Genomic DNA, 13,584 nt, shown 5'->3' on the forward strand with positions numbered 1-13,584 from the left:
TTCATCTAAATAAACTCATTGAGTCCTATTCTAATCGAGTTGATCTCTTTATGATGGGTCATCATCAGTTGATTGGATGAGTTTTACATGAAAAGCGCGATCCATTTTACCCATGCCAATGGTATTCCTGCCGCGAGTTATCGAAAGTTTTTATCTTACTTTTCACCGCAATTTGATGTGAAGGCGATTCCGCTGATTGGTATGGATGAGCGCTATCCGATCACCAAAGATTGGCGATATTTGGTCGAACAAGTCATTGCAGATATTGAGCACCAATTTCCAAAGCAACAAGTGATTGGGCTTGGGCATTCTTTTGGCTCTTTAGTCACCTTGATGGCGGCTTATAAACGTCCAGATTTGTTTTCACAACTGATCATTATGGATCCACCTTTCGTAATCGGCCCTAAGTCCGCAATTTTTGAAGGCATGCAAAAATTAAAGCTCAAAGCAGTCGATAAAATTACCCCAGCAGCAATTACATTGAAGCGTAATGACCATTGGCCAAATTTGGATGAAGCCTATACGGCACTACGGAATAATCGTTTATTTAAAAGTTTTGATGCGCAGTGTTTTGAAGATTATTTTGCACAAGGCATTCAAGCTGATGAAAAACGCGGTGGCGTGACCCTCAGCATTCCAAAAGCCGTGGAAGCACAAATTTTCCGTACAGTGCCTGCATGGTGGTGGCGTACTCCACGTAAAGCGCCCCAAATACCTGTACACCTTATCACCGCAGATGACAGCCATTTTTATAAACAAGGTTTGCCTGACGGAATGAAGAAAACCTATGGTATAGATTATAGTGTGGTTGATGGTGGGCACATGTTTCCACTTGAGCAGCCGAAACAGACAGCGCTACACGTCATGCAGTACTTACAGCATTAGAAAAATATATTTTGCTCATAAAAAAGGGGACCTGAACGTCTTCTTTTTTTTTCTCACCGTTAATTTTTAGCGAATTTGGGCTTCGTCTAGATGGCGAGCACCTTCCAAGATCATACGAATCATAATCATGGTTTGTTCGGCAACTTCTTTGCGTTGTTCTGTCGGTAGATCAATGACTTTCGCACCCATGTTAAACACCAATTGGGTAATACCACGTGCCACGATGTCAGGATGAGCCAACTTGCTCTGATTTAAACGTTCTAGGACGATTAAATCTTCTCTTAATTCTTGTTGGAAATAGTTAAGTTGACGCTCAACTGCATTTTTATAGGAATGCGAACCAGTATAGCCTTCACGAAGTAAAAGGCTTAAGTTGCCTTCATCGGCATCTAGCTGCTGAATAAATACTTCAACTGAACTACGAATAATACTGCTTTGGCGTGATGCCTGAAGGCGTGCTTCATGCAAAATTTGACGTAACACACCGCCAGCTCGATCAATCAACTCAATGGCTAATTCATCAATATCTTTGAAGTGACGATAAAAACTATTTGGAGCAATGCCAGCTTCACGTGCAACTTCACGCAAACTCAGTGATGAAATACTTTTTTGTGGACCAATTAAATTAAGCGCTGCCTGAAACAGTTCTTCCTTGGTAATCGTTGCTTTACGGCCTACAGTGCGAACTGCAAGTGGAGTTTCAGCTTCAGAATGTAATTCTTCCTGGTACATGTTAACCATATTCGTCTGTGCAGACTGAGTCATATTTTTTAATAGATTAAAAACATTAACATATTATAGCGTCTGCTAATAGCTTTTGTGGAAATGTTGATTAAACGTACAAGCGTATATACAAATATATATACATGTGTATAATAATTAAAAACCTCCCATGAGTTGTATTTGATTATGCATGTACTCGAAAAAGCGAAAAAGCCTTTAAACGCACTCAAAGACAGTGTTGTAGACGTCAATGCGGTAAATTTCTGGTTGCAGAAATTTAATCCGTTATGGTCTGGTAATCAGGCACTCGGCAAAATTGTACAAAAAGAAAATGCAGCAAATGAGATGGTCAGCCTAACTATACAGGTGAACCGTTTGTTTAAAATGGGTGAAGCTGGTCAGCATCATCCTGTTTTTGCTCGTGTAAATGGGATCCGTTACGAACGTACTTATAGTTTGACTCAGTTAGATGATCAACACGTATTGCTTAGCGTAAAAAAAGTGAATACGGGTATTGTGAGTACTTGGCTGGTAGAACAAGCGCAAGTGGGCGATATCTTAGAATTTGGTCAGCCTTTTGGTGATATGACTTTGGTGTCAAATTCTACACCCTTGCTACTATTGGCTGCGGGTAGTGGTATTACGCCAATGTTGAGTTTGTTGAAAGCGATGAGCAAAACCAAGCAAATTGCGGAGCAACCAATTCAGTTAATGTATTGGGTTAAGTATCACGATGATGCTGCATTCAAATTACGCTTCGAAGCTTTGGTAAATCAATATCCAAACTTTAAATTTCAAATTTTCTTTACCCAAGAAGATGTTCCCGATCCACGATTAAATGCCTCTCACGCTGCTCAATTTGACAACATTGAGCACAGTACTGTGTTTGCATGTGGTCCATCGGGTTTCGTCACTCAGGCCGAAGCGTTATTTGATCATGCACAGTGCTTTATGAGTGAAGCATTTAGCATGAGTCCAATTGCAACGGATGATATTGGCTTTGTGAATGTCACGCTTACACAATCCAATAAAACCGTCAGTATTCCAAAAGGCCAATCAATTCTAGCGAGTCTTGAACAGCAAAATATCAAACCAAATCACGGTTGCCGTATGGGCATTTGTAATAAATGTGCCTGCAACAAAGTTGAAGGTTCGACTAAAAATATGGTCAATGGTAGCCAAAATACAGAACCGGGTAATTTACTCAAAATTTGTGTGAACTCAGCACAGTCAGATCTCGTTATTGATTTATAAGGTAGAAAAAATATGAACATGCCTGTAAAAATTGAATATTTTAAAAATCCTAAAAACCGTGAGTTAACCCAATCGCAATTAGATGAACTTGCGCGTGAGCTTGACGCGATTAAGCAAGAAGTTTTAGATGACTTAGGTGAAAAGGATGCGAAATACATTCGTCGTGTGTATTCGACTATTCGATATTCATCTATGGCTGGTCGTGCATTATTGTTTGCAGGTTGGTTTCCGCCAGCGTGGATTTTAGGCACAGGTCTTTTAGGTTTTGCCAAAATCATGGAAAACATGGAATTAGGTCATAATGTCATGCATGGTCAATATGACTGGATGAATGATCCTAAATTCAATGGTCAGACTTATGAATGGGATATCGTGGGTACTGCAGATAACTGGCGCCAAACTCACAATTTTAAACATCATACCTATACCAACATTAAAGGTATGGATGATGATATTGGTTATGGTCTCGTTCGTTTGTTCCCAGAACAGCGTTGGAAGCCGGGCTATCTATTACAACCGATTTATAGCATTCCATTTTGCTTATTGTTTCAATGGGGTGTTGCCATTCAAAACCTTGAATTGGGTAAATACTTTAAAGGTCGCAAAACAAAACAGCAGACCAAAGAAGAATGGAAGCCAATGCAAGCCAAAATCGGCAAGCAATTATTTAAAGACTATGTGTTTTTCCCGCTTATTGCAGGGCCGGCAGCATTACCTGTGCTCACAGGGAACCTCGTTGCGAATGGTCTTCGTAACATTTGGACGTTTAGTATTATTTTCTGTGGTCACTTCACCAAAGATGTTGAAGTTTTCCCGAAAAAAGTACTTGAAAATGAAAGCCGTGGACATTGGTACATGCGTCAAATCCGTGGTTCTTCAAACCTTACTGGTTCAGAAGCATTTCACATTTTGACAGGGCATTTAAGCCATCAGATCGAACACCATTTATACCCTGATGTTCCTGCGCGTCGTTATCGTAAAATGGCGCCAAAAGTACAGGCCGTATGTGAAAAATATGGTTTGAACTATAACAACGCAAGCTTAGTGAAACAGTACGGCAGTGTACTAAAACGTATTGTGAAATATGCGTTTCCATTTAAAAAGTAATAAACGCTACACTAAATTTACGGGAAAAAAAGCCATGCAATTGCATGGCTTTTTTATATTAACTTTGGGGAAATATCTATTTTACTTTTTGATATGTAATTTGAGGATCTTAATCAAATTCATATAATTTCCTTTTTTAGCCATACGAATGACCAATTCAATTTCTTCTTTCGTCCACATCTGGCGAGTGGCTGAGAAGGCAAATTGAGCAAGGAGTACAAATGGATTTTCGCCAAATTTAATATGGAGGCCTTTGACATATTTCGGTGGATTGAATTGATTCATATTCTTTTCCCGCTTTTAATATTTGACCGCATTATTTCTAATTAATGAGAAAAATAGCACACTATAAAGTCAAAATAAAAGCAGAATTTTCAAAATTTACCCATATATTAGAGCGACTTAAATTTAAGTTTGTGATTGTTAACTTTGATTAATAAAACAAACTAAATTACTCGACTTTAGTCGAGTTCTGGTAGGCACTTATCCTGTCCATTCATGAAATGGTGGGTGGCCAATTCAAACATGGCGAGGTCTTCATCGCTATTTCCATAGGCATAAACATGCTCATAGTCTTGAAGGTTAAATTGCTCCAAAACGCGAATTTTCTTTTGCTCACCACTACAGTCTAAGGTTTGATACAAACCAGTCAGTATTTGGTCATTGGCTGCTGTTTCGGTACAAATCAGTTTGACCCCGAGCTTTTCAGCCACAGGTTTAAGATATAAATCGACGGAGGCCGAAACTAAAACGACTTCATGACCGCGTTTTTGGTGTTGCTGTAATTGTTCATACAGTGAAGGATTGAGTTCTGCCATCAAATGTTCAGCATATTGCGCTGCTTGATTTAAAATGTGCTCATGATTGGCTTGGCTAAACATTGCGGCATATAGGCGAGGACGCATTGCATGTGCAGGATATAGCTTGAGATAATAGCCTTGAATCCAAGGAAGAATTTTAATCCCTTGGCGCACGATATGCCTTTTAGGCAGGGAATAGAAGATGAACCCTGTAAAACTGTCTTTATTACACAGGGTTCCGTCAAAATCAAATAAGGCTAAAGTTTTAGGTTTTTGATGCGGTGCATGCATGTTTGATAACGTCCATCGACTCGTGTGGCAAACCAATTGGTATTGTAATCACGGCTTAATTTTGGCCCCGAAATTACGACTTCAGGCATCATGGCGTAAAACGGTTCTTTACCAGTCTTTTCTTGGTACAATTTTTTGACCGCTTTATACGTCAAAGTATCTTCAAAGTCCTGATCTTTTTCTTTTTTAAGATCTGAACGAATTTGACGTGGCGTCGCGATCACATTGTTTTCTGCAAAAACGGCAATCAACGCGGTTTCAGACTGGCTTTTTGCAGAACGTGGAGAACCATCTTTATTATAAAGTAAGAGGTCACCATCTAAGCCGAGCTCAGCAGGGGTTAAGTCATTCAACATGCTTTGGAATGCCGCATTACGACTCGAATAACGACCCGAGTTATAATCTGCAAAACGATAAATCGGTTTGTCATATTCAGCTGGATACATCATTAAACGGTGGATGCCGTAATACAAACCTCCATATTGGCTATACATGTCAGTACGTAGAGCAGCAATATTTCCACCTTGGCGTTTGTGGTCTTTGGCATAGCCTATATGAACTTGCATGGAACCCAAAGTGGTAATGGGGTTGAGCTTTTCACCAATATCTTGTCCAACCAGTTTCGCTGCGCCCGTCAAAGCACTCACGTGATAATGTTTAGACATATAGTCAAAAATTTCACGATATAACTCGTCTAGTTCACGTTCAGTTTGTACACGGCGCATTTGGCTCAGATAGTTATCTTCTGGACTCGGTTGATTTTTTAACACATCTTGGAAATAGCCAGCGACTGTACCACCGATGCCATCACCCAATTTATCTTTAAACTTTTCTTCAAGACGATCTTGAACTTCTTTGACGGCTTTTTCACCGAGTCCCGGCACATGCGGGTCGGCAACAAAATTGGACTCTTGATCGACTACAGCAACAATCGTACAAACATTTTCTTTCGTGGTTGGAATACCGAGCTGATCACTAATGTCGTAGATATCATTGGCCCATGAAAGACGTTCATTCACGCGAGGTGGAATGGCTTTTTTGATCTGTTCCGCTTCCATAGTGGGTTCATCTTTGCTCCACCATGAACCATTACCACAGGCAGCCAAGCCAATGGATAAAGCCAGTACAGAAAGGGATTTAAAGCATAATGTGGTCGAAAAAGTTTTGTTCATATTTTCCAATAAACTCAGCCATATGGGGGCGACAAAGCAAGAGCAGTATACTATGCAAAATACATAAGTAATGAATAAATATGTATATGCCTCATAGGGGACTGTCAATCTATTTATGGAGATCTACGCGTGTAAAAACAAGCAGTTCTGTCAGGATGATTGGAAAAAGAATGCTTTTTGAGCTAAATAGATGAATATTCCAATATCATTTTCAACAGATTATAAAAATGAAGGTATATACTAGCTGAAATCCATAATTTTTTAAGGGAATTATTATGCCAGCTAAATTTTTCAGTCGTTTCTTGGGTTTGATTGCGTTAGTTATGGTATTGGGGGCAATCATTATTAACTTTGTTGTGGCTAAACCGATGGTGGAATATTGGATCTTACTCTTACTACCTTGTTTTGCCGTTCCAATTTTAACCTCAGTGATGATCACGAAGGATGAAAATCTTTAACATCATCGTTCAGTAAATCTATATTTCAATCCAATAGATGATCACTACTCAGTCTGTGCAAAAAGCTCACATCGGGTGGGCTTTTTGTTGATGTGTCTAAAGTATTTTATACTGTGCAAATGAGAAATTTAAAACGCCAGCACAAATTAAAGGTATCAAACGTGATTTGGTCAACTGAACAAGATGCCGTGTTGATCGAACATGCAGATTTAGCTATGTCTGAATTAATCCAGCACTTGGGATTTAGTGAAGAAGACATTTTACAAAGAAAAAAAGTATTGGGTTTAAACCGGCGGGCACGTCAAATTCAACGTTTATATTTTAAATAATTGAAATCAAATTCATTGAAAGCTGCGACAGATCTAAAATGTCTGTGAATTTAAAAACCCACAATCTGTGGGCTTTTAAATTTTTGCTCAATTATTTTGCAACAGCTTCAGAAGCAGGAGCCGCTTCAGTTGCATCTTGAGCAACTTCAGTTGTTTGAGCTTCAGATGCAGCAGCTTCAACTTTTTGTTCTTCAGCAGCAAATGTAGTTGCAGCAGCAGAGATAAGTGTAGCGAAAAGTACTTTGTTTAAAGTTTTCATGATTCAATCTTCAGTCTATTTTTTTGGAAAAAACAACTTAATGTATTAATCATGATAAAAGTGTAATTAAAATGAGTTGTTATGTGTCTAGATTGTGAACATTTGCGAAAAACTTATCAAAATAAATCAATAGTTTGAAATCCATTACAAAATAATATGTGTCATTCAAATGTCGTTTAATATTTGAAAGGCTTTAAAAAGAAAAACCCGAATAAATCGGGAAGTGTATTTTACATTGTTATTACAGCGAAACTTACACACTTTTCGCTTAATAACAATTTATCGCTGAAATATGACGCCATGATGAAAGGGAGATTATTCAGCAGGGCATTCAATTTTGAGTTTTACTTTGTAGTAGTCCTGTGCAATCTTCAAATCATTTAACATTTTATCTTGAGTATAGTCTTGGGCTGCGAGTTTGAGCATGGCAGGCATATAGTTGGTTTTATATTCATGAGGGTAGTCATGACATAAGACTTGTGTTTTTTCCTTGATAGATGTGCTTGGGGCATCTAAAACATCAAGGTATTGACTGATTTGCGCATCTGACTGCTCAAATTGTTGAGTCGCTTGTTCCGTTGTTAAATCAGCGTTTTGGCTTTCAGCTGCAGCCACCTCGTCATTGGGTTGTTGGCAGGCAGTCAGAAAAGTAGCGAAAAATATAAAAGAGAGAATTTTCAATTTTTTCATAAAGTTCAACTCACTGATGTGAATTTATAGATTTAAGTTTTCAATGATTTTAGCAGTATCCCTCTATAGTAACACCTGTACAGGCAGATCTGCTGAAAGTCTGATGTTGAATCGATAGTGTGTTAACTACATGGCTGATGCATAAGTTTCAACGACTCTTAAGCAAAAGCGTAGAAATTTTTGTTTGGAATTACTAAACTATCGCATTGCAAATTTGCCGTCCAATTCCGAAGCTTCAAATTCCTCAATTCAATCGTTGAGCAATGTTGATATTCATTGTCATCATTCAATTGCATAATCATTGCCATGAAACGTTTTTACGCTCAACAGATTTTGCGAACATACATTTGAATTTAGCATTGTAAAAGTGGCTTCGAAGATTTCGAATGTGGTTCGGGCATCATTTGCTAAATATAGCTAGAGGTTAAAACATTGAGTCAACATCCTGTCATTCAAGAATTGTTCGATCGTCCCATCGAGAGAAAACTGTGGGTGGCACCTATGGCAGGGGTTACAGATCGCCCATTTCGTACACTTTGCAAATACTTTGGTGCAGGTCATGCGGTCAGTGAAATGATGACGGCAGATAAGACACTACGCATGAGTAAAAAGAGTCTTTATCGTGCCAATTTTGATGGTGAAATAGCGCCTATTTCTGCCCAAATTGCAGGGTCAGATCCAGCTGAACTGGCTGAAGCCGCTCGCTATCAAGTGGCAAATGGTGCGCAAATTGTCGACATTAATATGGGATGTCCGGCGAAGAAAGTCTGTAATAAGTTAGCAGGTTCAGCGCTGCTCAAAGATGAAGACTTAGTGGCTCGCATTTTAGATGCTGTGGTTGATGCAGTTGATGTGCCCGTGACCTTAAAAACCCGTTTGGGCTATCTCAATGGTCATGAAAACATTATGCGCGTTGCGAAACGTGCCGAAGAAGCTGGGATTGCTGCATTGGCGCTTCATGGTCGTACACGTGAAGATATGTATCTGAATACGGCGCGTTATAGCTTAATTAAAGATGTGAAATCGTTGATCAATATTCCTGTGATTGCCAATGGTGATATTGATACACCTGAAAAAGCCAAATATGTATTGGATTATACTGGTGCCGATGCAGTCATGATTGGCCGTGCAGCTCAAGGTCGCCCATGGATATTCCGTGAAATAGGACATTACCTGACGACGGGTGAGCATATGGCGGCACCAAGTATTATGGAAGTCCGTGACGTATTGCTCGGACATTTATCTGAGTTATATGGTTTTTATGGTGAATATTCAGGTTGTCGAATTTCACGCAAACATATTGCTTGGTACACCAAGGGTTTACGCTCTAGTAATGAGTTCCGCCAAAATATGTATAAAGTTGAATCTACAGCAGATCAATATAAAGTCGTCGAGAACTATTTTAATCACTTACTTGATCATGGTCAGATCATGAGTGATGTTCAAGTTGATCAGGTCAATTTGCTTGAAACCAAGTAACTTAAAGCCAATCGAAATGGATCTGTGCAATGTGATACAAAGTAGGTCGATAAAATTAGCTGGATTTATTTGAAATAGATTTAACTAACTTGATTCAAATGATCTGAAGCAATTATTAAATTGTGCATCGATGACAGCCTAAATTGCACATAAAAAGCCCTCAATGTTGAGGGCTTTTTATAGGCATTCATGTTTGAATGTCGCGTTGAGCGAGGTCTTAGTTAAAGCGCATTTCTAAAACCAATTGATTGATCAAGTCAGGTGCTTCCAATTCACGTATTTGAGAGACATTGGTTCCCGCCCAAAAAGCACCATATTCATGTACACCATGCTTGCTAGCAGCGGCATGTAATTGTTTGCCTAAATCATAGCTATATGGGTAAGCCGGGACGGTCGGGCGTGTTGGTGTGTCAATATCTGTGTGCCAGTTATTGATAATGCCACGAGCAGGGCGGCCTGAAATACTAGATGTAATCTGCGTGATGGGTGCATCAAATAATGCTTTGCGATAAGCTTCATTTGCATTTGATGTTTTGCATTGCACAAAAGCAGTGCCCAATTGAACAGCATCTGCACCCAACTCCATAATTTGATAGGCCTGATGTCCATTCATAATGCCGCCAGCAGCAACAACGGGGCATTGAATATGGCGTTTCAAGAGCTGAACCAAATCACGAGTCTTAACGCTGCTATCAAAGTTTTCATTGAAAATGCCACGGTGACCACCAGCTTCAATACCTTGAGCAATCACGATATCAATGCCTGCAGCTTCGATCAGTTTAGCTTCTGCTAAGTTGGTTGCAGAAACTAGAGTCAAAATACCCGCTTGTTTCAAGGCTTGGATTTGATGTGGATGTGGAATACCAAAATGAAAACTCACCGCTTTAGGGCGCGTTTCCAATACGAGGTTTAGAAACTGGTCATTGTCTTTAAAGCTTGGATAAATACAGTTGAGTGCTTCTGGAGCTTCTGCATTATATTGGGCAAAGCGTGACTTAAATTGCATGATCCATTTAGCAGCAACTTGTTCATCGAGTTCTACAGTGTCATGACAAAAAAAATTGACCTGAAAAGGTTGGTCAGTAAGTTCTTGAGTTTGTAATATTTGCTGACGTGCATTCTCAACACTGCTTGCACCTAAACCCAGTGAACCAAGTCCACCTTGATTTGACACCTCTGCAGCAAGCTCAGGTGTAGAAACACCTGCCATTGGGGCAAGAAATATAGGGTGTTTGATGCCAAGTTTTTCTAATAAAGTCATGTGCATACTCCAATCACTCTAAATACTTTGCCCAAGCGAGTGAAATTAAGCAAATAATATTCGTTATTTCATATCAAAATGGTCTGGAGCCTGCACCAATGCTGTACTTAAAATTAAGCGACACCTCATGTCGTATTGATGATGTATGACCTAACTTTTGAACTTGATCATTTTAAAATAATGCTCTGATCATTTTAAATTTTAAAACTCTCCCATGTCTGAACGTATCCGTGAAAAACTGCAAATTTTAGCCGATGCTGCCAAATATGATGTCTCATGTTCTTCGAGTGGTAGCAAGCGCCAAAATAAAGACAAAGGTCTGGGTAATACTGGAAATGGCATTTGCCATAGCTATACTGAAGATGGCCGCTGCGTATCATTGTTAAAAATTCTATTTTCCAATGTCTGTATTTTTGACTGCGCATATTGTGTGTCCCGTCGAAGTAACGACGTAAAGCGCGCAGCATTTACGGTACAGGAAGTGGTCGATTTGACCATGAATTTTTATCGACGGAACTATATTGAAGGGTTATTTTTAAGTTCGGGGATTTTTAAATCGGCGGATTACACCATGGAACGTATGTTGCAGGTGGTAAAAAAACTGCGTTTAGAAGAAAATTTTAATGGTTATATTCATCTGAAGACCATTCCGGGGGCATCTCAGGAAATCATTACCGAAGCAGGTTTATATGTCGACCGTATGAGCATTAATTTGGAAATGCCGACAGAAGATGGTTTAAAAAAATTTGCACCTGAAAAAAGTCATGTTGAAGTCCAAAAAGACTTAGGTATCGTGCGAGATCGTTTGATTCAATTCAAAGATGAACGAAAAATAATACGCACAGTTCCTAAATTTGTACCCGCAGGACAAACGACGCAAATGGTGGTGGGCGCACATCAAGAGTCTGACCGTGATGTCATACTGATGGCAGACCGTCATTACAAAGAGTTTAAGCTCAAGCGTGTGTATTACTCGGGTTATATTCCAATTAATGAAGAGGAGCGTGCGCTGCCAGCTGTGGGGTCTGCGCCACCTTTATTACGAGAAAATCGGCTGTATCAAAGTGATTGGTTGATGCGTTTTTATGGGTTTGAAGCGACGGAATTGGTCGATGAAGAGCATCCAAATTTAGAATTGGATATTGACCCTAAATTAGCGTGGGCACTGCGTCATCCCGAGCAATTTCCCGTGGATATCAATCGTGCTGAATATCAAATGATCTTACGTGTGCCGGGTATTGGTGTACGTTCTGCTCAAAAAATTGTTCAAGCACGACGTTTTGGGAAAATCCATATCGACCAATTAAAACGTATGGGTATTTCCTACAACAGAGCACAACATTTTATACGCTGTGAAGATTCTCCAAAATTTATTCGAGATCAACAGCCACATCAAATACGTCAGCAGATCTTGCAAAGTGGCCAGTCGAAATATACGCAGCAAATTTCTCCACAATTGAACTTAGGTTTTTAGGATACAGTCGTGAGTATTTATGTCTTTGATGGCACGATGACAGGATTGTTAAGTTGTGTTTTTCGGGCCTTTCAATTTAAGCAATTTGACATTCAGATTTGTACAGATGGGCAAGTGCAGGCAGGTCTTTTCGCCGAAGTCATTGATGTGGCTAGTCACGATGAACAAGCACAGCGGGTATGGCAAGGATTAAAGCTTAAAGCATCTGAAAGTGCTTTGAAGCAGTTTTATTATGCGTTTTTATCCGAGCAGCAGCAGGCTTTTCAACATTGTTTTAATTTTGCGATTTATGCGTTCCAGCAACAGCGTGATGTGTCTAAAAACTATGGTCATGCTGATGTATTAGGGATGAGTCAGTGGGCGAAGCAAGTGGGGCGTGAAAAGCACCGAATGGAAGCTTTTGTGCGTTTTAAAAAATGTCAGGATGGCTTGTTTATCAGTTTAGTCTCACCTGACTTTAATGTATTGCCTTTGATCGAACGGCATTTCAAATCACGCTATCAAGATCAACGTTGGTTGATTTACGATGAAAAACGCAGCTACGGCATTTACTATGATCTACAGCAGGTGCATCAAGCGGATATGGATGCCACAACCATAGATGGGCAAATACAGTCAGGCCATAGTCAATCTTTCAATATCGAACTGGATGATGAGGAAGTTTTATATGATCAGCTTTGGAAAGATTATTTTAGAAGTGTCAATATTGAAGCCCGACGTAATATGAAATTACATGTGCAGTATGTGCCACGTCGTTATTGGCGTTATCTGAATGAAAAAGCGATTTAGGTGCGAATCATCTAGTTGTTTTCGGGCATAATGATCGAGCTTTTGATTGTTTAAGTGAGACTTTGATGAAATTATTTCTTGTTACAACCGTTCTGACGGCAATGACGCTCACGGCGTGTTCTGCAAATGAACAAGAAAAGAAAACATTCAATCCGCAAAGTTATCAAGTTGCCGATACAGCGGGATTACAACAACGCTTTGAACAATTAAATCAGACTCTAGCAGCTGATTTTAGCCAACTAAAAAAAGTAGAAAGTATGGCTTTTTCAGATCAATCCGCTTTAGATGTTCAGAACTTAAAAACTTTAAATCAGCATTTTGTTGCCAATACCGCTTTAAAAAGCTCCAAAATTGCCTATTGCGAAGTAATGAATCATTATTTTTCTGAAATGTATCATCTCGGACATGTGAACTTAGCCTTGGTGAAAGACGTTAAACTGCCAAATGCCGCAAACGAAGATTTGAGTCAGGTATTTGCGAATACAGACCAATTTTATGATTTTATTATCAACCGCTATACCACATACAAGCATGCACAAGAAACCATGCAATATGGTTGTAATCTAAAAGCTGCACTAGCAGATTAAAAAAAGCCCCTCATTTGAGGGGCTTT

Annotated in this window: 16 protein-coding genes; 9 read left to right on the plus strand and 7 right to left on the minus strand. The window is 39.4% G+C overall.

Annotated elements, in window-relative coordinates; all coding sequences use genetic code 11:
- The first annotated feature begins 87 nt into the window (after positions 1-87).
- Positions 88-885 carry an alpha/beta fold hydrolase gene (locus FTU64_RS00685; RefSeq protein ID WP_180059058.1) on the plus strand — a complete coding sequence of 266 codons (798 nt, stop codon included), beginning with the start codon at positions 88-90 and terminating at the stop codon, positions 883-885.
- Between the two features lie 66 nt (positions 886-951).
- Here FTU64_RS00685 and fabR read toward each other — a convergent pair whose 3' ends face one another.
- Positions 952-1,626, minus strand: a complete 675-nt coding sequence (gene fabR / locus FTU64_RS00690) for an HTH-type transcriptional repressor FabR (RefSeq protein ID WP_372491111.1) — start codon at positions 1,624-1,626, stop codon at positions 952-954.
- Between the two features lie 168 nt (positions 1,627-1,794).
- Between fabR and FTU64_RS00695 the strand changes: the two genes are divergently transcribed.
- Together FTU64_RS00695 and FTU64_RS00700 are read left to right on the plus strand one after the other, a co-directional pair.
- Positions 1,795-2,862 carry a ferredoxin reductase gene (locus FTU64_RS00695; RefSeq protein WP_180059059.1) on the plus strand — a complete coding sequence of 356 codons (1,068 nt, stop codon included), beginning with the start codon at positions 1,795-1,797 and terminating at the stop codon, positions 2,860-2,862.
- A gap of 12 nt (positions 2,863-2,874) precedes the next feature.
- Entirely contained in the window at positions 2,875-3,969 is a 1,095-nt protein-coding gene (locus FTU64_RS00700) for an acyl-CoA desaturase (RefSeq protein ID WP_078193588.1), read from the plus strand.
- An 81-nt stretch (positions 3,970-4,050) separates the two neighbouring features.
- Here the strand turns inward: FTU64_RS00700 and FTU64_RS00705 are convergent, their stop codons facing one another.
- The 3 genes from FTU64_RS00705 to FTU64_RS00715 form a co-directional block, all read right to left on the minus strand.
- Complete coding sequence (locus tag FTU64_RS00705; protein ID WP_078188800.1) at positions 4,051-4,254, minus strand: hypothetical protein; 204 nt, start codon at positions 4,252-4,254, stop codon at positions 4,051-4,053.
- A gap of 176 nt (positions 4,255-4,430) precedes the next feature.
- Positions 4,431-5,060, minus strand: a complete 630-nt coding sequence (locus FTU64_RS00710; protein WP_180027043.1) for an HAD-IB family hydrolase — start codon at positions 5,058-5,060, stop codon at positions 4,431-4,433.
- Positions 5,027-6,232, minus strand: coding sequence for a DUF1615 domain-containing protein (locus FTU64_RS00715; protein ID WP_180059060.1), 1,206 nt, complete (start codon positions 6,230-6,232; stop codon positions 5,027-5,029). The genes FTU64_RS00710 and FTU64_RS00715 overlap by 34 nt, the downstream gene beginning before the upstream one ends.
- A gap of 275 nt (positions 6,233-6,507) precedes the next feature.
- Here FTU64_RS00715 and FTU64_RS00720 point away from each other — a divergent pair, with 275 nt between their 5' ends.
- Positions 6,508-6,690, plus strand: coding sequence for a hypothetical protein (locus tag FTU64_RS00720; RefSeq protein ID WP_168377709.1), 183 nt, complete (start codon positions 6,508-6,510; stop codon positions 6,688-6,690).
- A 161-nt stretch (positions 6,691-6,851) separates the two neighbouring features.
- Positions 6,852-7,019: an acyl-CoA thioesterase gene (locus tag FTU64_RS00725; protein WP_373683444.1), complete on the plus strand. Its 168-nt coding sequence runs from the start codon at positions 6,852-6,854 to the stop codon at positions 7,017-7,019.
- Positions 7,020-7,110: 91 nt separating this feature from the next.
- Here FTU64_RS00725 and FTU64_RS00730 read toward each other — a convergent pair whose 3' ends face one another.
- Both FTU64_RS00730 and FTU64_RS00735 read right to left on the minus strand, forming a co-directional pair.
- The gene (locus tag FTU64_RS00730) at positions 7,111-7,278 is read right to left on the minus strand and encodes a hypothetical protein (protein ID WP_180059061.1); all 168 of its coding nucleotides are present in this window, start codon (positions 7,276-7,278) and stop codon (positions 7,111-7,113) included.
- 315 nt (positions 7,279-7,593) lie between these two features.
- Entirely contained in the window at positions 7,594-7,968 is a 375-nt protein-coding gene (locus FTU64_RS00735) for a hypothetical protein (protein ID WP_180059062.1), read from the minus strand.
- Positions 7,969-8,427: 459 nt separating this feature from the next.
- Between FTU64_RS00735 and dusB the strand changes: the two genes are divergently transcribed.
- Positions 8,428-9,447, plus strand: a complete 1,020-nt coding sequence (dusB, locus tag FTU64_RS00740) for a tRNA dihydrouridine synthase DusB (RefSeq protein ID WP_257222171.1) — start codon at positions 8,428-8,430, stop codon at positions 9,445-9,447.
- Positions 9,448-9,664: 217 nt separating this feature from the next.
- Here the strand turns inward: dusB and FTU64_RS00745 are convergent, their stop codons facing one another.
- Positions 9,665-10,708 carry a nitronate monooxygenase family protein gene (locus tag FTU64_RS00745; protein WP_180027046.1) on the minus strand — a complete coding sequence of 348 codons (1,044 nt, stop codon included), beginning with the start codon at positions 10,706-10,708 and terminating at the stop codon, positions 9,665-9,667.
- Positions 10,709-10,922: 214 nt separating this feature from the next.
- On the opposite strand from FTU64_RS00745, the gene FTU64_RS00750 reads away from it, so the two are divergent.
- From FTU64_RS00750 to FTU64_RS00760, 3 genes are all read left to right on the plus strand, one after another.
- Positions 10,923-12,182, plus strand: coding sequence for a putative DNA modification/repair radical SAM protein (locus tag FTU64_RS00750; protein WP_180040075.1), 1,260 nt, complete (start codon positions 10,923-10,925; stop codon positions 12,180-12,182).
- Positions 12,183-12,191: 9 nt separating this feature from the next.
- Positions 12,192-12,971, plus strand: a complete 780-nt coding sequence (locus FTU64_RS00755; protein ID WP_180022262.1) for a TIGR03915 family putative DNA repair protein — start codon at positions 12,192-12,194, stop codon at positions 12,969-12,971.
- A 65-nt stretch (positions 12,972-13,036) separates the two neighbouring features.
- On the plus strand, positions 13,037-13,558 hold the full coding sequence (locus tag FTU64_RS00760) for a hypothetical protein (protein WP_180022261.1): 522 nt from the start codon (positions 13,037-13,039) through the stop codon (positions 13,556-13,558).
- Positions 13,559-13,584 lie beyond the last annotated feature (26 nt).

The sequence above is a fragment of the Acinetobacter sp. YH12128 genome, from assembly GCF_013418655.1.
Taxonomy (GTDB): Bacteria; Pseudomonadota; Gammaproteobacteria; order Pseudomonadales; family Moraxellaceae; genus Acinetobacter; species Acinetobacter amyesii.